This window comes from Flavobacterium potami (genome assembly GCF_020026915.1).
Classification (GTDB): domain Bacteria; phylum Bacteroidota; class Bacteroidia; order Flavobacteriales; family Flavobacteriaceae; genus Flavobacterium; species Flavobacterium potami.
In genome coordinates this window covers 36,452-58,862 of the sequence record NZ_JAINUY010000010.1, presented here as the reverse complement: position 1 = coordinate 58,862, position 22,411 = coordinate 36,452, and the positions used below count along the sequence as shown (strand labels likewise).

Genomic DNA, 22,411 nt, shown 5'->3' with positions numbered 1-22,411 from the left:
TTTGATTTTAATTAGATGAAGGGAAAATACCTTCTAAAGCTATTATATAATTAACTACTAAATAGGGTTGCATCACATTTATGGGTAAAGATCCACCATTAAGACTTGTGTTGATAGGAGCTAAAGTAGTATTAGGAGTCTTGTCATTATAACCTAATACATCTCTTGTTACTCCATTTACTGTTATAGACGGCGAAGCGATAGAAGAATTAGCAACAGGAGTAGTTACTGTTGCTTTTGCAGAGCTCACTTTTATATTACCAGAATGAGTGTGTGGCGGTAGGTTAGAGATACTTAGAACAACATTTTCTGAACCATCCTTTGTACCAAGGGGCGAAGTCCCCGAAAATCCTATTCCTGCTCTACCTCGAAAATCAGGAAGTGCAAACGTTGTTTGTCCATCACCACCATATGTAGTTCCTAATAAAGTATATAAAGCTTCATTTCCGCTAATATTTAATAAGCTACCATCACAAATAGCCCATCCAATAGGAGCGTAATTACCGGCGAAAATTCTAACTTCTCCTATGTATGGCTGATTTTGAGCATATATTAGTTTTGTACATAAAAACAAAACAAACATTAAAAAGTATTTTTTCTTCATATTTTACTAATTACGTGATGGATAAATTCCTAGTACTGCAATACAATAATTGGTTACTAAAATAGGTTGTTGCACAACAGGACTTCCTGAGCCTACAGTTGATATTGATAGACTTGTCACTGGAAGTGTTATGTCTGGAGCTGAATTATTATAATAAGTAATGTTGCGAGTAGAGTTGTTAAAAAATTGAACAGGAGCGGCTATTGATAATGCTGAAGAAGGCGTTTTCGAATTTCCAGTATTTGATGAAGCCATAATGGAAACATTATGTGTATGAGCTGGTAGATTAGCTAAAGCTATAGTTTTGTTGCCTTCGGTTTTCATACCTAAAGTAAATACTTGGCTAAAAGGGTACCAGTTAGTGGTGTTTGCAACACCTACGGGCATTCTTTCTCTAAGATCTGGCAATGCGAAAGTAGTACCGGGGCTACCTCCATAAGAGTTTCCTAAAAGAGAATATAACGCTTGATTTTGCATTACATTTAGAATTTGTCCTTCACATCTCATCCATCCTCTAGGAACAGTCTTACCAGGAAAAATTCGTATCTCTCCTAAAATGGGAGTATCTTGTGCATATGTCGAGATTGTCAATAAGGATATAACAAGTATAAGGAAGTATTTTTTTTTCATAGTATAAGTTTTATTGACGTGAAGGAAACTCTCCAGATAAAGAAATAATATAGTTCAATCCGATCTTAGGTCTTGAAAGATTTACAGGTTGTGGAATAGGTAATGGATTAGGAACAGTAGTTATAATGTTTTGAAGAATAACATTATTACCAGACCCATAATTAGAATTACTAACAAAAGCTTGCCCCGAGTTCATTCCTGAGACTGCAATGCTGGAACTTGAAGTAGGAACTGTAGTTGATGCATTTTCGCTACTAACTGTAATTGATGCGGCATGTGCATGGCTTGGAATTTGATTAGAAAAAAGAGTAATAGTTTCTGTTCCGTAGTTATTCCCTAAAGCGTAAAAGGATCCTCCAGGTTGTTGTCCTTGCCCTACAGGAACTCTTCCCCGTAAATCTGGAAGTGCGAAATTAGTTGTTCCATTACCGCCATATTGCAAGCCTATTACTGTATAAAGTGCAGAGTATTGATTAATCGACATCAGAGTTCCATCACAAAATGCCCAGCCTTGTGGAGCATATGTACCTGCGAAAAGACGAATTTCTCCCAGATATTCTCCTGCTTGAGCAACAAGAAAATTAGTAGATAATACGAGAAGAAAAGTTAAAAAGTAGTTTTTTTTCATATGTTAAATGGTTTAAGTGAGGCGCAATATATTTTTACTGCAGTTTTATATTAAATGTTATAAATGATAAATTGTTGAAAAAAAGAGATGTTTTTTTATGTTCTCTAATTTGCTGGTATTTAATTTCTTACAAAGACAATAGTAGGTTGTTAGAATACAACAAAGTTAAATGTTCCTTATGGTTTAAAAAATAGGTAAAAACACCTGTTTTTTGTTTCTATCTAATAATCAGTGTGTTGTGAATTGATGGATAGCGCAACGTTTTGGAAATATCACATTTTTTTTCTCCTCAGTCAGAAAATTCAAACTTAAAAACTAATTAAACCAAATTTGATATATGACTATTATATTCTAAACTTAAAAAAAGTTTTTTAGTAATAAACAATCATAATAAAAAAGAGCTGCCTTTATGAGACAGCTCTTGACTTTATTTAATTTTTGTTTAACTAGAAAAATTCAAACCTTTATTTTTGAAACCGACATACAATTCTTGTCGTGCTATACTTATTGTTTCTTCCGTTCTGTAAATACTACACCAGAACTTGATCAAAAGTTTGTATTTTCCATCAGAAATAGAACTGTAATAAATTTGAGATGGTTTAGCGTTGTTCACCAAAGGAAGATTTCCGAGAGTCTCATTTACTATTGTATTAATTTCTTCTGGAATTGTTTCTCCATTGATTTCAAAAGTAATTTCTACCAATTTAAAATTGTCAGTGTAGGTCCAGTTGGTAATATTCTGAGATAATAAATTACCATTCGGAATAATAATTTCGGCACCGTTTGGCGCATTGATTTTGGTTGTTCGAAGTCCCATAGATTTTACGCGACCTGACTCTGAACTAATTTCTACAACGTCACCAATTTGGATGGGTTTATCAAAAATTAAAATAATTCCCGATACAAAATTGTTTACCACGTTTTGAAGACCAAGTCCGACACCGACACCTAAAGCACCTAAAAGAATACTTAATTTGTCTAAAGGCATTCCAGATGCAGCAACCGCCAGAAGATAACCGCTTATTAAAACAATTAATCTTGTAATAAGCAGTTTTGAATGTTGCCTTTTATTGATGTTTTCTTCGTTTTCATCGTCAATTTCGCCAAAGAAATAAGCCACATATTTTTGTAATAAATGTGCAGCCCAGATAATGATGAAGAATAAAACAATATTTCCTAAAGTAAACGTGATACTACCAATTGTATTCGGATGCCCCAATAAGGAAGCCAGAGAAGCACGGAGCGATTCCCAAATATTCAAATTAGAAGCAATCACAATCAGCCACATATAACTGATTACGATGATAAAAGGTTTTTTTAGAGTATCTGACAAACTTTCGTAATCAAACATTTTTTCAATTCCTCTTTTTACTCTGATCGTGTAAATTTGAAGTAGAATAATTTCTAAAATAATCTTCAATAAAACGCTTAACGCTACAATTTGAGTTAGTGAAATAAACGCTGTAAGACTTAACATATTTGAAAGCGAAACCCTGCCAAACAAATTATAAAGAATAGACAAGACATTTAATCCGATAAAAATGATGCTCGCCCATTTGAAAAAGCCTTTTATATATAATTCATCTTTGAGTGTTTTGATCTGAACTAAACCGTAACGAATACCTAAAAGATTGATTGCCACAAACGCAAAACGCTGCAATAATCCGATAGTTATAAATAAATCAAGGAAACAAAGTGCAAAAAACAGCCCTAAAAGGAAAAGCCAGTTTCGCATAGAAACTCCAGACCATTGATTTTTGAAAAGAATAGTTAAAACACCCAGCAGAAAAAGCTGTAACAGTTCTAAAAATAGGGCAGGAGCGTATAAATTAGTAACAACTGCAATGTTTAATAGAATCACCAAAACAGGCAATAAAACGCCTCGATTTAAATATTTGAAGTTTAAAAGCGAAAGACTTTCATAATAATTATTTTCTTTTAGGTATTTTATATTTCTGGAAATGTACCAGAACAAAAGACCTGCGAGGAAACACAAAGTAATCAGTCCGCCGGCTTTGTAACTTAGATAATAAGCTGCAACATTTTCTTCAATGATAATTTTGGCCTTGATGTTGTGTGTTACTTTTTTTGAAGAAGCAGAATCGCTAATTTGCCAAAGAGATGGATATTCTTTCTTAAAAATACTGATTCCAGATTTTTCTAATTTACTTTCAACAGTTACCAAAGCATTAGAAACCGCAATTTTTCGCTCGACAGTTAGTCTTTTTTTATTGTTTAAAGTCGTTTGGTTTTTAGTCATCAGGCTATCTGTACCAACGTACCTTTTTCTAAGATTAGCAAATTCTTGTTTGAATTGATTACGACGAATAGTATCTTTTATCAAAGTCATCAAGGTCTTGTCTTTGCGAAGCTCAATGACACGACTTTTAATTTTTTCGAGATTCTCGTTTCGAGCATTAATGGCTTTATTCTGCTCTTCTAATTCCTGTTGAATTTCTTGTAGAACAATACGATACATCTGCTGATTTCGCACATTTGGATTTGCTCCTTTTAAACTCGCTAAAATTAAATCCAGCTTGCTTTCTGTGTGTTTCATTTCGCCAAAAAGATGATGCGTATCTCCTGCAAAATCGATGTCATTGTAGGCAGATTCTAATACTTCTCCAGCTTTTTCGATTGCCATTAAATAATCACTGTCTGTAGCTGTAGTATCGTTGAATAATCTACCGCGACTTTCTTTTTTTACAGTTTTTTTCTCTTGTGCAAAATTCAACTGAGAACATAAAAGAAGTAAAAATAAAGGAAGAAAATAAAAAATTCTTTTTTGAAAAATCATAATGTAAAGGGCTTATTTAGGGAACTCAAAATTAATTTTTTTTGGAAAACTTTCGGTTAAGAAAAATTAAATTTAAATCGTAAAAAAGCTTTACATTTTAAGATTATCAGAAATAGTTAAAAGAGAATGTTTTTTAGAATAAAAATAGGATGGCAACAAATAATAAAATGGTAATAGTAAGTAAGAAATAAACAATCTGCTTAATTGTTTTCTCTATTTTAAGCAGTTCTTCCATATTCATTTTACTTGTTTTCTTGGCTTTCATTTTCTATTTTTACATTAGAATTAATGCAAAAGTTAATTAAAAAACATTCCCAAACAATAGGTCATATTTTTTTGACTACTACTAAGTTATTCATGGAAGAAATCGAAACTTGTCCGGCGCAAAGACTTTTAAAGATGTTATCTGGTAAATGGAAAGCAGAAATTTTTCGTTTGGCTGTAGAATCTCCTTTACGATTTAATAGTTTGCTGAGACAAATTCAAGGCTCGAACAAGCAATCTTTGGCAACTGCCTTAAAAGAATTGGAAGAAGAAGGACTTTTAGAAAAAACAACCATCAAACTGAAGCCTCTTCATATCGAATATAATTTGACGGAAAAAGGAAAAGCTTTGATTCCTGTTTTTCAGCAATTAGAAGGATTGTCTTAATTCTATAAATAGAAAAGACCCTCAAATACTGCTTGTGCGGTCATGCCACGAGGTTCTTTGAGAATCATTTCTACATCCAAAAAATAAAAACGTCATCTAAAATAGAGACAGCTTAGTCGATAAAACTGAATTTATCTTCGAAGATTGTTCCAACAAGAGGAATTGGTTTTTTCTGTTCGTTGGCAGCATTTATAATTCCGAAAATCCATAAAATCAAGATTACGTAACCAACGTAACTTAAAAAGTAAAGAGCCGGAACGATACTTACTACGATCGACAAAATGATATTTACAGCTAAGGAAACCAGAAAAATTCCGAAGCCTTGTTTTAAATGATAATTTACCAAATCACTTTTTGGAGTTAAATCTTTGCTTTTTACAAAAGCTATAATCCAACCGATAATAGTGACATAGCTCAAGATTGATAGGGTTTTCTTATTCATCGTTTTAGTTATTTATTATATCAAAAATAAATACGATGAAAGAAAATTGAAATAGAGGGTTTGTTATCGGTAGGTTTTGATTGGTGTTTGTGAAGAATGAATTTATATGTTGTTTTGGGGTTTCAAGTTTCAGGTTTCAGGTTTCAAGTTAAACGTGGAACCTGAAACCTGAAACTTGAAACAAATAAATCTATTTCTTCGGAATGTAAATCCAGAATGTGGTTCCTTCTCCTGGATTGCTGCTGAAATTAATTAAACCGTTATGGTTTTCAATGATTCTTCGGCATAAGGCAAGTCCGATTCCATTTCCGCCATATTGATCACGTTCATGTAGTCGCTGGAACATATCAAAAATACGTTCAGAATATTTGCTGTCCATTCCAATTCCATTATCTGCAACCGAAATAATATGATAGTTTTCAGGTGAACCTAATAGTTTTTCGTCTTTTGGAATGTCTCCGTAATTTACTGTAACAGTAGGTTGTATTGTTGTGAATTTAAGTGCATTGTTAATTAAGTTGTAAAAGAGCTGACGCAGTTGTGTACCAAGTCCAAGTACTTTAGGAAGCGGATTTACATTAACAATTGCATTTTTTTCTTCAATAACTAAACTCAAATCGCCTAAAACCTCAACAAGAATATCGTCCAGATCTACTTCTTCAAATTGTTGTGTTTTATTATCGATTCTAGAATAATTAAGAACATCTGTAATTAGATTGGATAATCTTCCCGCAGCCAATGTAATTCGGTCAAAATAATAATTTTTCTTCTGGTCCTCGCTCAAATGTTCTCCCGCACGAGAAAGCATGATCATAATTTTTCGAAGAGGTTCCTGAAGATCATGACTTGCTATATAGGCAAATTGTTCTAACTCTTTGTTTTTGAAGCGAAGTTTCGAGTTGGCACTTTCCAGTTCACGCTGAATTAATTTTAATTCTGTATTGTCTTTCAGGGTTTCTACGATCATTTTCTGGGCGTTGATGTCTACAAAATACACCAACCAGCTGTTAAAACTTCCGTCTTCCGCTTTGTTCGGAATAATAGAAGTTAAATGCCAGATATAATTAGAACCGCTTTTAATTCTAGTTTCTCCTAAGAAATCAGATCGGTTTTGTTTGGCTTTGTTCCAGCCTTCGAGAAGGTTATCAATATCTTCAGGATGAATAAAATTGATTAATGTTTTGCGATCAAAAGAAAGGAAAGGCAAATCCAAATAATTTTCTAGAGATTCGTTTACCAGTAAAACGTTATTGCGTTCATTTAAAACACAAATTAGAATCGGAATGGTATTGGCTAATTGTTTGTATTTATTCTCACTTTCTGTCAGTTTTTCTGAAAGCACAATTAGTTCAATGTTTTTCTTTCTAATTTCATCATAAGGAGATAAAGGCGGTTCGAATTTAAAATAGTCAATAATGCTTTTGATCTTCGCTTCCGATAAAAGTCCTGGCGCCGAAATTGGCTGGCTTATTTTGGTTTCTGATTGATTGTTGGCATAATTGTACTGAATGTTTCCAGAGATTTTTGACGCATAAATAAAAGCTTCAGGACTACAGTTTTTCAAATCAACTGAATCTGTAATAACGGCTATAATTTCTTTTTGAGTAGCTTTTTTAATATTTAAGCCTAGTACCAACAAAGAATTGGTTCCTTTAGCAATGGCACATCTGGCAACTTCAGATACAGCAGTCGAAAATCGAGTTTGAAATGAAGAGGCCATACCGCACATTTCTGCAATTTTCATGCAACGTTTATGGGCCAATATTAAGTCCATTTCGTTGTCCAGATTTATTTGTATAATCTCTTTTACCATGCTCAATTTATTTTACCTGCCAAAATTGTTGCATCATCAGTTCCTCTTATGTTTTCCTTATAAAGTGCAGCTGCAATTATGCCAGGACTATGCTTAAAAATTGAACTTAAATCATTTAAATTCCATCTCGTGCGCAAACCATCGCTGTGCATAATGATAATCTGATGTTTTTTATAAGGAACAATTGTATTGTTCAAGGTTCTTGGAATATTATGGCCGATAATTCCGTTATAAGGGGTATAGGTTTTATTTTCTAATCCGTTATAAATGCGGGTATTTATATTACCAATTCCACAAATATTCCAAACTTCCGATTTGTAATCTACTGATGCTATTGTTGCAACTAATCCTCTAGTTTTCTTTACTTTTAAATGAATATCTCTTAAAACAGCTGTCGGATCCGTTTCTACAGATTGTCTAAATGCTTTGATTGCAGCTTCAACCGCTTCATTGGCACTTTCTCCATGTCCCAGTCCGTCTCCTACAAATATCTGAAAACCTTTGCTGTTTTGTTTTATATAATACCCATCTCCGCAAAATTTTTCGCCTGGATAATTTACAGCAATTGTTGAGGTATTTAAACCGCTTTTTATGGTAGGGATTTCAAGTTCTGGTTTTTCGCAGATTTTGACGTATTGCACACAGCCCCAGTTTTTCATGGAGTAAATCTGAAAATCGTTGCTCAGTCTCTTGATCGATCCCAAACCATGTCCCAATGTGTTTGAAGACGAATAACCGTCATTCATAATTTTGGCAACATTGTCGAAACCTACGCCTTTGTCTAGGCAGTAAATTTCAATCTCGTTAAATTCTCCATTAAAATTGGAGCGATAAAGCAATTCACCTCCATTCGCAAATTTCATTAGATTAGAAGTAAGTTCTGCTACAATAATATCTGTTTCGGCAGCTCTGTGAGGAGTAAAACCCAATTGAAGGGCAAGATTATGTATTTCTCTTTTTATAAAAGCAATTAGACTTCTGTCGTCTATTTTATAAGTGGAAAACGTATTATCCATTTTTCCATTTTGTTATAGTAACGGTAGTACCGTTTCCTAGTTCTGATTTAATGTCAAATTCATTGACAAGTCTTTTTGTTCCTGGCAAACCTAATCCCATGCTTTTTCCTGTACTGTATCCATCTTTCATTGCCAGAGAGATGTCGGCTATTCCGGGGCCGTTATCAATAAAAGTAACGCGCACGCCATTATCCCGTCCGTTGCTCACGGACTCGATAATAACTCTTCCACCGCCGCCATATTTCAGAAGATTACGCAAAAGTTCGCTAGTGGCCGTAATGAGTTTGGTCTGATTTAAAATACTCATACCAGCTTTTACACCATATTCTTTTACGCGATTACGCAATGGTACGACATCCTGTTCTTTTACAACAGGTGCTTCTTCTTTGCTATTCGTTATCGTCGTCATACTCCTGCTCTTCGTTATCGCTTATGTGCATTTTTGAGCGAAGTAAATCCATGCCTCTTTCTACATTTAAGGCACTTATGACTCCATTTAAAGATAATCCTAGTTCTACCAATGTAATGGCAACTGCTGGCTGCATTCCTACTACAACGGTTTGTGCATCCAATATTTTTGACATTACAGCAATGTTTCCAAGAATTCGTCCCATAAACGAATCGATAATAGAAACCGCAGATATATCTATTAATACACCTTTTGAACTATGTTTACTAATGGTATTTATTAAATCTGATTCAAGATTTTCTGCCAATTGATCATACAAATCTACTTGTATAGTAACAAGCAGAAAATCTCCCATTTTTAGTATAGGAATTCTTTCCATATAAAACCTAAATCTTTATTCTACAATCTTTCTTTTTTTAACGACTGCCAACTGAAGCATTTCGAAAGCAGTTTGTAAAGCGCTTGCCAATGAAGCTTTGGTAGTAATACCACTAAGATCAATTCCTAAATGCACAACTGTTTGAGCAATTTCCGGACGAATACCACTAATGATACATTCAGCTCCCATTAAACGAGTTGCGCTAACTGTTTTGATAAGATGTTGTGCCACAAGAGAATCTACAGCTGGAACACCAGAAATATCCAAAATAGCAATAGAACTTCCAGTATCAACAATTTGCTGTAAAAGGCTTTCCATTACAGTTTGTGTTCTTGAACTGTCTAAAGTTCCAATAATTGGCAAAGCAACAATACCATCCCAAACGGTGATTACAGGAGTCGAAATTTCACTGATTTCATCTACTTGTCTTGAGATTACGTCTTCTCTTCCTTTCATAAAAGCTTCGAAGGTCATAATCATCATGTTGTCTAGAATAGTGCTTAATTTTAGATTAGCATCATATAATTTTGCTGGATCATCAATTAATTCAGAAAGAATCTGAGAAGCAGCTTCTTTAAATGAAATTAAATATTGTCCGTTTTCTCTTGGAGAGAAACCACGTTTTCCTCTAGAAGAAGAGATTCCGACAATAAGATCCTGAACTTTTTCAAACTCTTGTGAGTTCTCATATTTTTCATCCGATTTTGCTAATGCAGTTAAAAAGAGAGAAGCAAATTCTTTTGACTCTTCTTCTTCCATTGCTCCATCACCAGATCCGCTATCTAAAAGAATTTGAGACCATATAGTTAATAATTTGCTTTCGTGCTCTTTTAAGACACCTAGTACGTTGTTTTGCATTTGCTTTTTGCTTTAAATTTTTGGAATTTCCCTATCAAATATATAACATTAAATTGTATACGAAAACAATTATTAAATCTAAAATAAATGAAAAAGATGTTTTTATTATAAAAAAGCGCCATTATACGGCATTAGAGCAAGTTTTTGTCTAAGACCGACCGACAAATTAATGTTAAATAGTTTAAGAAGTATATGAAGAAAGAAAGTTTATTCTCATATTTTAAATTTCCTCTTTCATCAATTTAAAAAACTGTTCTTTTTTTCCTCGTGAAATTGGAACAACCGATTTATCATTCATGTGTACCATTCCTTCGCGGGAATAACTTACAATCGAATTTACATTAATCAAATGCGACTGATGCACGCGGAAAAACATTGGTGGTTCCAGTAAATCTTCATAATTTTTGAGCGGTTTAGAAACCATTATTTTTCGTCCGTCTGTGAGAAAAAAAGTAGTGTAAGAACCAGAAGTTTCGCATCTTAAAATCTGTTCTAATTTTACCACATACATCGCTTCCTGAGTTGGCAGTATAATACGATCTGGCGATTTAGAAAGATTATTTTGCAGTTCGTTCAGTTGTTGTTTTTCAAGAACTCTTTCCTGCAAAAGCGAAATACGTTCGATTGCGGTTTTAAGTTCATCTGGATCGATAGGTTTTAAAAGATAATCTATGGCGCTATATTTAAAAGCATTGATAGCATGCTGTTCATAAGCAGTTGTAAAAATAAGATGAAAGGAGTTAAATGTAATTTGCTGTAAAACATCAAATCCGGTTCCGTTTTGAAGCATAATATCCATAAAAACGAGATCAGGTTGCAAACGATCAATTAGTTTGACGGCTTCTTCGACACTTTCCGCGTATGCGACAATTTGAATTTGTTCTGGGGCAACCATTTCAAGCATAATCGATAAAGCTTCGCGTATGCGTTGTTCGTCTTCTACAATAATAGTTTTATACATTTTTTACGATATTGGAATGTTAATAATAACAATGCAACCTGTTTTTCCGTTTTCAGATTCGCGTTCTAAAACTTTAAATCCGGCGTAAGGATGATCTTTTTGCATTTTGGACAATCTTTCATGAGTAATCGTCGTCGATAAAGATTGATGGTTTTCTTTTGTTTTTAATTTTCTGGAAGCGGTCAATCCGATACCATTATCTTTTATGGTGCAAATCAGGTTTTTTTGATCGGTTTGTTGTGTAAAATTGATTTGCAACATTCCTTTTTCTTCTTTAGATTTCGGTTTCAATCCGTGTTCAACAGCATTCTCAATAAAAGGTTGAATTAATAAGGGGGGAATCAAAATATCATCATCAACAGATTCGTCGCAAACAATAGCATATTCAAAACTATTATTAAGACGCAGTTGCTGTAATTCGATATAATTTTTTAAAGTCTCCACTTCTTCATGTAATGCAATGAGTTCCTGACGGGATTGTTCCAAAATCTGACGGGTGAGTTTGGCGAATTTATTGAGATAAGAAACCGCTGGAATCGTATCTTTTTGCAAAATCATGCTTTGAATATTTCCTAAAGCATTAAAAATAAAATGCGGATCCATTTGCGAACGCAATAATCTTCTTTCTAAAGAAAGCCTTGCTGCAAGGTTTTCAATAGTTTCTTTTTCCATTAACTGAACCTTTAATTCGCTATTGGTTTGTTCTTGTTTTAAAATTTCTTCCCGTTTTAAATAATAACGTTGTCTGAAATAGTAAGAACGGAACATAAATACCAATCCGATCAACAAAACGCCCGCAATTCCGTATCCTAAAAGTTTGTTTTGCTGCTCTAGTTCATTTTCGAGTTCGAGCTGTTTTATTCGTTCCATTTTCTTGGAAGACTCGAACCTCGCATCTGCGTTCTGTAAAAGTTTTTGGGTCGTTTCGTTATATTTTAACTGATTGTATTTGGTGTATAAAGTATCATAAGAATAATAGGCCTCGTAATCATTTCTTTTTACAGCAACTTCTTTCAGGCAATTGTAAAAAGTAGCCAAAAGATAATTATCTGTATAAGGAAGACTGAGCTGATATTTAATTCCTTCAATGAAAAGCATTTCGGCTTTTGCGTAATCGCCTTTTTCGCTGTAATACATACCCTGAAGTCCAATAGAACTTCTGTAAATAATCTTGATATTGTATTTTTTGGCAATGTCAGTCGCTTTTCCTAAATTTTGAAGCAAAGCCTCTTCGTTGATTGGTTTCGGGCCTCTTGAGTAAAGATCCGCAAGATTTACATAAGCAATTCCAATATTACTTTTACTGATGATGTCAAACGATTTTTTCTCTGCAATAATGACTGTGTTTTTCAGAAAATCTAAAGTGTTTTCCCATTCATTAGAATAACCAGATTCTAATTTATCGGTTAAATATCCGCCATAAGCCAGTCTAGCATACAATTGACTTTCGGCGTCACGCGCTTTTGCGGCATGCTCCATTGCTTCCTGAGCATATTTCTGTACTTTTTCTGGAGATGCAGGAGAGAACAAATACGATATGTCTGCGGCAATTTTAGCACATTGATCGTGAGCTTTTATTTTTGAGAATAAACTGTAAGATTTTAAAAGATAATCGAGAGCCTGCGGTTTGTCATCGATATATGATTTTAGGGCTCCCATAGCCAGCGTGGCAAATGCTTTTACTCTGATTTTATTTGTTTTTTCAGCTAAAATAAAAGCGGTATCAGCATAACGGGTAAATTCTTTTATATGCAATAAACGTCTTTGTGTAAGCGCTAAATAAGAATAACAAATTACCTCGTCGTCTATGTTTTTTCTTTTTTTTGCTAACTCCAATGCCTGCTGTTGCATTTTTTTACTAGCAGAAGAATCCGAAAAACGTTTAGAATATCCATAAGCGGCTATTTTTTCGATAGAAGAAATTTGCTGCGCTTTTAAATTTGTAATGCACAAAATTAAGAAGCAAAATAGCCATTTCGATTTGTGGATTTTAATAAGATTAAAAGTAGTTTTTTCGTGCATGTAAAGTTGTTATAATAGCCAAATTACAAATTGAAAATAGACTGACCAAAAAAATAAGGATTGAATTTTACAGATAAAACCCTTTGAATACAAGGTTTTTAAAGCTATAAAAAAGCACGATTTCCTAATATAACGAAAGAAATACCAAATAAAAATCTAAAACATCCATTTACCAATTTCGAATTGTTGTAAGATGATCTTAGTAGTAATCTTGTTGTTATAAATTATTTTTAAAAACCTTAAATCATGAATAAGAATTTTTTTACATTACTATTGATGGTCTTTCTTTTTGTGTCTACTTTGACATATGGACAAGAAGAAAAACGTATCAAAATTGAAATCTCTGTAAAAGATGCAAACAAAGAGATAAAAAGCACTTTAAGATCGGCAACTTTTTCTTTTACAAAATCTGTAAATAATGTAACAGGAAAAGATGGGGTAGAGAAACCAGAAGTTAAAAACAATTATTATTTCTCTCTTGATTTTGAAAAACAAGATATCGCTTTGCTGTCGGCTTTTATGAAAAACAAAGCCGGAATCGATGGTCAGATTACGATGACCGATACTTACGGTAAACAGCCGACCAGGAAACTTGATTTTACTAAAGGAAGAATTGATTCTTTGAGTGACCAGCTTACCGCTGATTATACCAGTGCCTACATTTCACTTCTTTGTGATACTCTTATTATCGATGGCGTTAAAATTGACTAGAGATATGAATGAATTTAGAAAATTCACGAAAAATGAAAACCAATATGTTATGAAAACACAATATGGTTTTGGTTTGGTTGTAGTGGCAGGAATGGCCGCTTTTACGATTGGCGGAATTTATATCAAAAACACTGCAATGATATGGATTTTCGGGGTATTGACAGTTTTGTGTCTGATTTCTATTTTTCAGCAGAGTTTCAGTATTGATATGGATCGAAGAGAATTTGTAATCAAAAACGGTTTAATCAATAAACCTGTTCAAATTCCAATAACAGATTTTATAAATTTTGAATTGGTCAAAGTAAAACAGAATCTGATTACTACAAACGTTTCTTTAAATCTTTATTATAGAAAAGACAATAAAGAAAAATGCACAGGAATTGCACAAGGATTTACCACAAAATCGATGCAGATATTAATGAATGAAATTAATGATATTATAGAATTGAATGAACATTCGAGAAAGATATAACATAGAAGAAAGTGCAACTTCTTTTTCGTTTTATCCTAAAAGATCCTCATTAAAGCAATCCCGATATTATTTTGTTTTCACACTGATTGGATTTATAGCGCTTTTCTTTTTTCAAAATTATTTGGAAGAAGCCTTAAAATGGGGAATTTGTATCCTTTTAGTATATTTTTTATTACATAATGGGTTTGATATTCAGGTTAGTACAAAAATTAGGTATGTATTTGATACAGTGAATGATACGATTTCTGTAAAAAGTCCGTTATACTCAGAGAAACAAATTATGAAAATAAGTGAAGCTGTCATTTTTGTTCAATCAGAAATGGGAAGCTGGCACTATGCTCTCGGTGCTAAGAAGAGTCAGTTTGTTAAAAATCATAGGATTAGCGAATTTTTTGGCTCTGGAAAAAAAAGCAATAGAAGACAAGATGAATACGAAAAAGAGGTTTTGGCTAAAATTGATAAATTAATTGAGGCCGTTTACCTAAAGCGAAGTAATTAAATATTCAAAATATATTTATGAAAATTAAAGTCGGTTTACTTTTTGTTTTGATATTTTCAATCGTTTCTTGTAATTTCATACATGATACTCCCGATTATGTTTTTAATATTATAGGATTAAATACCAATAAAATTCCGATTAGTTTTAGGAGAGTTTTTAAGGAATTTCGCCAGCATAAAGCAGATGGAACGCTACGATTACCATCCGATGACGGAAAAACAATGAAAAAAGCAAGTTGTGTTGAGGTTGTTCAATATGCTTATTCTGATACTTTTAAAGAAGATATTCGAAGAATAAAAAGTTTAAATCCGACCGAAGATGCAAAACCAGTCGTAGAAGCCGGAATCGAATTGTTTGAATATGTGGATGAAATTCAAAGCAAAGATTTCATGATTATTGCCAAGATGATCGATGATGGCAAAAGCGACGAAGAAATCGATTATGCTGCCAAAAAACTTGACGAGACAAAAGGCGTGATATTAGATCAAAAGCAATCAAAAGTTATGAATTTACTACTTCCATACGCAGATGCGAACGGAGTAGAATACAAAAGATTCTAAACAAAAAACGAGTTGAATTCGAGTTGATTTTAACTCGTTTTTTTGTGCAATGTTACCTCTTCTTATATTTTTAAATTGTTAAAAGAGAATCTTTACAACAATAAAAATGATGCAGTTTTATAGAATTTAAGTTAAATTTGCGCCGTGCGAAAACTAATTGTCTACATATTCATCTTTCTAATAGCTTCAAACAGTAGTTTTGTACAGCAGTTCTATAAACTGCCGATACTGATTGAACATTTTAAGGAACATCAAAAACTTCAAGGTGTTAGTTTTGTAGATTTTTTATCGATGCATTATTGGGGAGAAGATCTAAATGACAATGATGGAGACCGCGATATGCAGCTTCCATTTAAAACCATCAATAATAGTTCTGCACACTTTGTCTTTATTTTAGACGACAAAGATTTGCTTCCGGTACCTTTTAATCCGGATTTACCACAATCAAAAATTCCAACTTACAGATCCGATCTTTTTTCAGATCCGAATCTGCTTTCTCTTTTTAGACCTCCAATAGCATAATTAATTTTTAAATTTTTTGCTGTGGCTAAGACGTTTCGTTTTGGTCGCTCATTTATTATTTTTTAATTAATACAATATGCTTAATAAAGTAATTCAGTTCTCAGTTAAGAACAAACTGGCAATTGGAATCTTTACACTGCTGTGGATCGTCTACGGTGTGTACGAGGTTACGCAATTACCAATTGATGCCGTGCCGGACATCACCAATAATCAGGTACAAATTATTACTACAGCGCCTTCTCTTGGTGCAGAAGATGTAGAGAGATTAATTACTTTTCCGATCGAGCAAGCGATTAGTAATATTCCGCATTTGAAAGAAAGTAGAAGTATTTCGCGTTTCGGACTTTCGCTGGTAAGTGTTGTTTTTGAAGATGATGCCGATGTGTATTGGGCACGTCAGCAAATTACAGAGAGGCTCCAGCAAGTCGAAATAGACCGAAATGCCAATGCGCCAGAAATGGCTCCAGTAACAACCGGTTTGGGAGAAATCTACCAATATGTTTTAAAACCTGTAAAAGGCTACGAAGAAAAATATTCTCTAGAAGATTTGAGAACCATTCAGGATTGGACGATCAGAAGACAGCTTTTGGGAACTCAGGGAATCGCAGATGTTTCGACTTTTGGTGGAAAACTAAAACAGTATGAAATCGCTGTAAATCCAGCTAGATTAAAAGCGCAAAACTTGACGATAAGTGAAGTTTTTACGGCTTTAAATAATAGCAACGAAAATACAGGTGGAGCTTACATCGAAAAAGGACCAACGGTTTCTTATATAAGAAGTACAGGTTTGGCAAAAAGTATTCAGGATATTGAAAATATTGTTGTTAAAAGCACACAAGGCGGACTTCCGATTTTAGTTAAAGACGTTGCAAACGTCAAAATTTCTTCTGCCATTCGTTACGGCGCATTGACCACAGACGAATATGGAGAATCTGTAGGCGGAATTGTGATGATGCTGAAAGGCGAAAATGCGAATAATGTCATCGTAAATGTAAAAGACAAAATCGCTGAAATTGAAAAGATTCTTCCTGAAGGTTTAAAAATTGAACCATTTCTTGATAGAACAAAAATGGTGGACAATGCCATTGGAACGGTTGAAAAGAACTTAATTGAAGGTGCTTTAATCGTTGTTCTGATTCTGGTTTTATTTTTAGGAAATCTTAGAGCTGGTTTTATCGTTGCTTCTGTTATTCCGCTAGCCATGCTTTTTGCCATTATTATGATGAATACTTTCGGCGTAAGCGGAAACTTAATGAGTCTCGGAGCTTTAGATTTCGGATTAATTGTAGACGGAGCCGTAATTATTGTAGAAGCTATTCTGCATCATCTTCACAGCGCTAAAAAATACCAAACGGTAAGTGACATTTCGCAAGATGAAATGGATAAAGAAGTTACAGGTTCGGCCGCACGTATGATGAATGCTGCCGTTTTCGGACAAATTATCATTTTAATTGTGTACTTGCCAATTCTTTCTCTTCAAGGAATTGAAGGAAAAATGTTCAAACCAATGGCGCAAACTGTTGCATTTGCCATTTTAGGAGCTTTCATTTTATCATTGACTTATGTTCCAATGGTCAGCGCTTTATTTCTAAGTAAAAAAATCAGTCATAAAAAGAACTTTTCTGATCGCGTAATGGCAAGATTGGAAAATGCTTATGAAGGTTGGTTGACTAAAGCTTTAGGGTTCAGAAAGTCAATTGTAATTTCTGCATTTGTACTTTTTGGAATCGCTGTGGTTTTGTTTGGAAGAATGGGAGGAGAGTTTATTCCGCAATTAGAAGAAGGAGATTTTGCTGTAGAAACACGATTGTTGTTAGGAACAAACCTTTCTACCACAACTGCAACAATCGAGAAAATTTCAAGAGAATTAAAGAAAGATTACCCAGAAGTACAGCAAGTGGTTTCCAGAATTGGGAGTGCTGAAATTCCAACCGATCCAATGCCAATCGAAGGTGGAGATATGATTATTGTTTTAAAGGACAAATCAGAATGGACCAGCGCTTCTTCGTTTCCTGAATTGGCAGATAAAATGACGAAAACCGTGAAACGAATTGCCCCAGGAGTTACAACTGGATTTCAGTTTCCAGTTCAAATGCGTTTTAACGAATTGATGACAGGAGCGAAACAAGATTTGGTTTGTAAAATTTACGGAGAAGATCTTCAAAAGCTTTCTGAATATGCTGAAAAGTTAGGTGCAATCTCTAAAACAGTAGAAGGTGCAGCCGATTTATACGTAGAAAAAGTAACCGGAATGCCACAGATCGTAATTGATTACAATTGGGCAGAAATGGCGAAATACAGTTTGCGTGTAGCAGATATCAACAGAACCATTAATGCTGCGTTTGCTGGAGCAGTTGCCGGAAGTATTTACGAAGGTGAAAAACGTTTCGACATGGTAATTCGTGTAGAAGATAACGGTAGAAAAGGTATTGAAGATGTTCGAAATCTTCTGATTGCAACGCCTTCCGGAATGCAGATTCCGCTTTATCAGGTGGCAAAAGTAGACGAAGTAGAAGGTCCAAACCAGATTCAGCGTGAAAATGCCAAAAGAAGAATCATTGTAGGATTCAACGTTAGAGGCAGAGATGTTCAGTCGATTGTAGAAGAATTACAGCAAAAGGTTAATCAACAAATCAAATTTGATCCAGGTTATTACATTACGTACGGAGGTGCTTTTGAAAATCTGCAACAAGCAAAAGCAAGATTGGGAGTTGCTGTTCCAGCGGCTTTATTAATGATTTTTGCTTTGTTGTACTTTGCTTTCCGATCATTTAAGGAAGGAATTATCATTTTTACGGCAATTCCGTTATCAGCAATTGGAGGCGTATTTGCTTTAGGATTAAGAGATATGCCATTTAGTATTTCAGCAGGAGTCGGCTTTATAGCGCTTTTCGGAGTAGCTGTTTTAAACGGAATTGTTTTGATATCCGAGTTCAATCGAATTCAGAAACAAGGAGAAATAACCGATCCTTTTGATATTATTCTTCTAGGAACAAAAAACAGATTACGTCCTGTCTTGATGACGGCTGCTGTAGCTTCATTAGGATTTCTTCCGATGGCCTTGAGTAATGGAGCAGGAGCAGAGGTGCAACGCCCGTTAGCAACTGTCGTTATCGGCGGATTGGTAACTGCAACTCTTTTAACGCTTTTTGTGCTTCCTGCGATTTATTTGATGACGTATCATGCTAAAGGTTTTAGAAAAAAGAAAAAAAAGCACATGAATAATTTAACCATTTTATTGAGTTTCCTTTTTATTGGTAATATGGCAACAGCGCAAGAATTACCAATTTCGCTTGACGAATCCATTTCAATTGCGATTCAGAATAACCGAACTGTTAAGTCGGCTAAGTTGAATGAACAATCTAAAAGTTATTTACAGAAATCGGCTTATACTATTCCGCAAACGCAAATAGATGCCGATTACGGTCAGTTTAACAGCGCAAAGAACGATACACGATTTGGAATTAGCCAGACATTTGCTTTTCCAACTGTTTACAGCAATCAGAAAAAAGCTTTAAAAGCCGACTTCAATAAAGCTAAAACAGAAGTGCAATTGACTTCACAAGAAATCAAAACCCGCGTTAGCAATATTTACTACGATTATTTATGGCTGAATAGCAAAAAAGAACTTCTAGTTTATGCGGATTCAATCTACAGAATTATGGAGAAAAAATCAGATTTAAGGTTTAAAGCCGGAGAAGCCAATGTTTTAGAAAAAAGTGCTTCGCAATCTGCAAGACAATTCTACAGCAATCAACTGGTAATGGTGAATCGTGATATCGAAATAGCTTTGAATTCTTTCAACTCAATTCTTCAAGATAAAGTCGAGTACACTCCAAAAAAGATGAATTTAAAAGCGGTTTTAAATCGTTCGTCTATCGAAAATGTAAAAGCAGAGAACCTTCCTGCGGTACAGCGTTCGCAATTCGAGTCGGAAGCGGCAAAATGGAGATGGAAAACCGAAAGCGCTAAAATGCTTCCTGAAATTACTTTAGGTTATAACAATCTGAGTATCATAGGAAATCAAACTGATGCTTCAGGCCAAGATGTTTATTACGGAAGTGGTCAACGTTTTAATTATGTAAATGCAGGTTTGACAATTCCGGTTTTCTTTACCAGTCAGTCTGAAAAGAAAAGAGCAGCAAAAGCAGAATACGAAAGTTATGTCGAACTTTCTGAAGCAGCAAAAATTGAAGTGAAAACCAATATTGAAAATGCCGACAGAGAACTGAAAAAATATCAGGAAAGTTTGGAGTATTACGAAAAAGACGGATTAAAAAATGCTCAAACGATCATCGAAGCTTCAAGTAGTCAACTACAAAATGGAGATATCGATTATCTGCAATGGGTTTTGGTTGTCAATCAAGCCATTACAATTAAAAGCGAATATCTGGATGCACTAAATGCTTACAACAGAGCAGTTGTAACACTTCAAAATCTTAATAATATTTAAAATGAAAAAATATATTGCAGCGTTTATAAGCGCTATTTTCCTGATTTCTTGCGGAAATAAGAAAAACGAAGAGAATAAAACGTCTGAGGTTAAGAATATTAATATTATAAAACTCAGCAACGAACAAATTAAAAATGCCGGTTTAGAAAGCGGAAATCCAACTGCGAAAAATGTGAAAGAGATTTTACAGCTTCAAGGAACGGTTACGGTTCCGCCGAAAAGTGTTATCAGTATCAGTGTTCCTTTGGGAGGTTATGTAAAAAGTACCAATTTGATTGCGGGAATGAATGTACAGAAAGGACAAGTTTTGGCTGTTTTAGAAGATATGCAGTTTATAGAATTACAGCAAAACTATCTAATGGCGAAAGAAAAGTTCGAACTCGCTCAAAATGAACATAGAAGACAAAAAGAACTGAATGCGAATAAAGCGGCAAGTGATAAAGTTTTGGAACAAATTACAACCGAAATGAGAACACAGCGTATTACAATGTCTTCTTTAGAACAAAAATTAAATCTTTTAGGAATTAATGCTAAAACCTTAAATGTTGGAAATATCAGTAAAACCATTCGAGTGATTTCGCCAATTAATGGTTTGGTTTCTAAAGTCAATGTCAACATCGGAAAATATGTAAATCCGACGGATATGCTTTTTGAATTGATTGATAAAAAAGATATTGTTCTGACTTTAAATGCATTTGAAAAAGATGTTACGTCACTTTCGATTGGACAAACGGTTATGGCGTACACAAATGCATCAGACAATAAAAAGTATGCGGCAAAAATTTCGTTTATCAATCAAAGTCTTAACGGAGACCGAGCGGCAGAAATTATCTGTCATGTAAACGCTTACAATTCGGCACTTTTACCAGGACTTTTTGTGAATGCAGAAGTTGAAGTAGAAAACCAGAAAGCATTGACGGTTCCAGAAGATGCTGTTGTACGTTGGCAAGGTAAATTTTATGTGTTTACAGATATTGGAAACAATCAATTCCAAATGACAGAAGTAAAATCGGGAGTTAAAAATGAAGGTTTTACACAAATTACTTCTGATGCTATTTCCAGTTCTTCAAAAGTTGTGATTAAGAATGCTTACACACTTTTAATGTCCGCAATGAATAATGATGAACAATAAGTTTTTTCATTAAAAAGGATTAAGAAAAACCCAGTAAAATGAATTTTACTGGGTTTTTGCTTTATAAAAATATTTTTTAATTGAATTGCCTCCAGCTTTAGCTGGGGGATTAAAAATTTAACACTTTAAAGGGCTTTAGCCAAAATACGATTTGGCTAAAGCCCTTTGTATTGCGAATCATTTAACTCCTACAGCTAAAGCTGTAGGCAATTCAAATTATTTTTTATTAATTAAAATTACTTCATTCCCTGCAATCGCATAAACTTGATGATTTTCTTCAGGTTTTAAAATAAATTTTCCTGTAAATTCGCCAAATGCAGGCAAAATCATTTGATTGGGTTTATGAAAAAAACAACGAAGTTTTAAACTCTGCATTCCCAAACCACGCAAGATTATTCCCGGATGAATATGTCCGGAAAAATTGAATAAACCATCCATTTCGGTTGGATGATGTGTGAAAAAAAATCCGTCTATTTCAAGAATATCGACAACAAGAATTCCGATTTCATAATAATGTTTCTGATCAATTATATCGTGATTTCCTGCAATTAAATAAGTTTCCTGATTATGATTCGAAATCCATTCTTCAAACAAATCCCATTCTGAATTTTTTGCGCTGTGAAATAAATCTCCTAAAAAGATAATTTTTTCAGGTTCAAAATATTCTAAAACGTCGGTAATTTTTTTGAAATTTTCTGAAATAGCATTTTGCGGAATCGCAATTCCGTGTTTTCTAAAATGAGTTACTTTTCCTAGATGTACATCAGAAATAATGACGATTTTTTTTTCTTCCCAAAATAAAGCGCCGCTTGAATGAAGTACGAAGTTTTGGTTTTGTATTTGAATGTTCAT

The 22,411-nt window shown here is 34.0% G+C and carries 22 protein-coding genes; 8 read left to right on the top strand and 14 right to left on the bottom strand.

The genetic code is table 11. The annotated features are described in order from the left end of the window. Positions 1 to 7: 7 nt before the first annotated feature. The 5 genes from K6T82_RS22850 to K6T82_RS24555 all read right to left on the bottom strand — a co-directional run bounded on the left by K6T82_RS22850 (position 8) and on the right by K6T82_RS24555 (position 4,924). Positions 8 to 604, bottom strand: a complete 597-nt coding sequence (locus K6T82_RS22850) for a phage tail protein (protein ID WP_223711117.1) — start codon at positions 602 to 604, stop codon at positions 8 to 10. Between the two features lie 6 nt (positions 605 to 610). Next, positions 611 to 1,234 (bottom strand): phage tail protein, encoded by a 624-nt coding sequence (locus K6T82_RS22845; protein ID WP_223711115.1) that lies wholly within the window; start codon positions 1,232 to 1,234, stop codon positions 611 to 613. Between the two features lie 10 nt (positions 1,235 to 1,244). Then, on the bottom strand, positions 1,245 to 1,862 hold the full coding sequence (locus K6T82_RS22840) for a phage tail protein (RefSeq protein WP_223711112.1): 618 nt from the start codon (positions 1,860 to 1,862) through the stop codon (positions 1,245 to 1,247). Between the two features lie 442 nt (positions 1,863 to 2,304). Further along, positions 2,305 to 4,659 (bottom strand): mechanosensitive ion channel family protein, encoded by a 2,355-nt coding sequence (locus tag K6T82_RS22835; protein WP_223711109.1) that lies wholly within the window; start codon positions 4,657 to 4,659, stop codon positions 2,305 to 2,307. A 133-nt stretch (positions 4,660 to 4,792) separates the two neighbouring features. Continuing rightward, positions 4,793 to 4,924, bottom strand: a complete 132-nt coding sequence (locus K6T82_RS24555; RefSeq protein WP_255596599.1) for a hypothetical protein — start codon at positions 4,922 to 4,924, stop codon at positions 4,793 to 4,795. A gap of 92 nt (positions 4,925 to 5,016) precedes the next feature. On the opposite strand from K6T82_RS24555, the gene K6T82_RS22830 reads away from it, so the two are divergent. Further along, positions 5,017 to 5,310, top strand: a complete 294-nt coding sequence (locus K6T82_RS22830) for a winged helix-turn-helix transcriptional regulator (RefSeq protein ID WP_223711247.1) — start codon at positions 5,017 to 5,019, stop codon at positions 5,308 to 5,310. Positions 5,311 to 5,422: 112 nt separating this feature from the next. Here K6T82_RS22830 and K6T82_RS22825 read toward each other — a convergent pair whose 3' ends face one another. From K6T82_RS22825 to K6T82_RS22790, 8 genes are all read right to left on the bottom strand, one after another. Continuing rightward, entirely contained in the window at positions 5,423 to 5,752 is a 330-nt protein-coding gene (locus K6T82_RS22825; protein ID WP_223711107.1) for a DUF4870 domain-containing protein, read from the bottom strand. 190 nt (positions 5,753 to 5,942) lie between these two features. Further along, complete coding sequence (locus K6T82_RS22820; RefSeq protein WP_223711104.1) at positions 5,943 to 7,565, bottom strand: sensor histidine kinase; 1,623 nt, start codon at positions 7,563 to 7,565, stop codon at positions 5,943 to 5,945. Between the two features lie 2 nt (positions 7,566 to 7,567). Beyond that, positions 7,568 to 8,581: a SpoIIE family protein phosphatase gene (locus K6T82_RS22815; RefSeq protein WP_223711102.1), complete on the bottom strand. Its 1,014-nt coding sequence runs from the start codon at positions 8,579 to 8,581 to the stop codon at positions 7,568 to 7,570. After that, on the bottom strand, positions 8,574 to 8,990 hold the full coding sequence (locus tag K6T82_RS22810) for an anti-sigma regulatory factor (protein WP_223711099.1): 417 nt from the start codon (positions 8,988 to 8,990) through the stop codon (positions 8,574 to 8,576). Before K6T82_RS22810 ends, K6T82_RS22815 begins: the two co-directional genes overlap by 8 nt. After that, positions 8,971 to 9,369: an STAS domain-containing protein gene (locus K6T82_RS22805; RefSeq protein WP_223711096.1), complete on the bottom strand. Its 399-nt coding sequence runs from the start codon at positions 9,367 to 9,369 to the stop codon at positions 8,971 to 8,973. The genes K6T82_RS22810 and K6T82_RS22805 overlap by 20 nt, the downstream gene beginning before the upstream one ends. A 15-nt stretch (positions 9,370 to 9,384) precedes the next feature. Continuing rightward, the gene (locus tag K6T82_RS22800) at positions 9,385 to 10,227 is read right to left on the bottom strand and encodes an STAS domain-containing protein (protein WP_223711094.1); all 843 of its coding nucleotides are present in this window, start codon (positions 10,225 to 10,227) and stop codon (positions 9,385 to 9,387) included. 220 nt (positions 10,228 to 10,447) lie between these two features. Further along, positions 10,448 to 11,188 carry a LytR/AlgR family response regulator transcription factor gene (locus K6T82_RS22795; RefSeq protein ID WP_223711091.1) on the bottom strand — a complete coding sequence of 247 codons (741 nt, stop codon included), beginning with the start codon at positions 11,186 to 11,188 and terminating at the stop codon, positions 10,448 to 10,450. Between the two features lie 3 nt (positions 11,189 to 11,191). Then, positions 11,192 to 13,210 (bottom strand): sensor histidine kinase, encoded by a 2,019-nt coding sequence (locus tag K6T82_RS22790; RefSeq protein WP_223711089.1) that lies wholly within the window; start codon positions 13,208 to 13,210, stop codon positions 11,192 to 11,194. A gap of 246 nt (positions 13,211 to 13,456) precedes the next feature. On the opposite strand from K6T82_RS22790, the gene K6T82_RS22785 reads away from it, so the two are divergent. From K6T82_RS22785 to K6T82_RS22755, 7 genes are all read left to right on the top strand, one after another. Beyond that, complete coding sequence (locus K6T82_RS22785) at positions 13,457 to 13,921, top strand: hypothetical protein (RefSeq protein WP_223711087.1); 465 nt, start codon at positions 13,457 to 13,459, stop codon at positions 13,919 to 13,921. A gap of 4 nt (positions 13,922 to 13,925) precedes the next feature. Then, the gene (locus K6T82_RS22780) at positions 13,926 to 14,393 is read left to right on the top strand and encodes a hypothetical protein (protein ID WP_223711085.1); all 468 of its coding nucleotides are present in this window, start codon (positions 13,926 to 13,928) and stop codon (positions 14,391 to 14,393) included. Positions 14,394 to 14,514: 121 nt separating this feature from the next. Further along, a complete protein-coding gene (locus K6T82_RS22775; protein ID WP_223711082.1) occupies positions 14,515 to 14,892 on the top strand; it encodes a hypothetical protein in 378 nt (125 codons plus the stop codon). A 17-nt stretch (positions 14,893 to 14,909) separates the two neighbouring features. Beyond that, positions 14,910 to 15,452 (top strand): hypothetical protein, encoded by a 543-nt coding sequence (locus tag K6T82_RS22770; RefSeq protein ID WP_223711080.1) that lies wholly within the window; start codon positions 14,910 to 14,912, stop codon positions 15,450 to 15,452. Between the two features lie 144 nt (positions 15,453 to 15,596). Further along, positions 15,597 to 15,974 (top strand): hypothetical protein, encoded by a 378-nt coding sequence (locus K6T82_RS22765; RefSeq protein ID WP_223711078.1) that lies wholly within the window; start codon positions 15,597 to 15,599, stop codon positions 15,972 to 15,974. 76 nt (positions 15,975 to 16,050) lie between these two features. Continuing rightward, positions 16,051 to 20,427, top strand: a complete 4,377-nt coding sequence (locus K6T82_RS22760) for a CusA/CzcA family heavy metal efflux RND transporter (RefSeq protein WP_223711076.1) — start codon at positions 16,051 to 16,053, stop codon at positions 20,425 to 20,427. 1 nt (position 20,428) lies between these two features. Further along, positions 20,429 to 21,559, top strand: a complete 1,131-nt coding sequence (locus K6T82_RS22755) for an efflux RND transporter periplasmic adaptor subunit (RefSeq protein ID WP_223711074.1) — start codon at positions 20,429 to 20,431, stop codon at positions 21,557 to 21,559. A 216-nt stretch (positions 21,560 to 21,775) separates the two neighbouring features. On the opposite strand, the gene pdeM is transcribed toward K6T82_RS22755, so the two are convergent. Beyond that, positions 21,776 to 22,411 (bottom strand): ligase-associated DNA damage response endonuclease PdeM, encoded by a 636-nt coding sequence (gene pdeM / locus K6T82_RS22750; RefSeq protein ID WP_223711072.1) that lies wholly within the window; start codon positions 22,409 to 22,411, stop codon positions 21,776 to 21,778.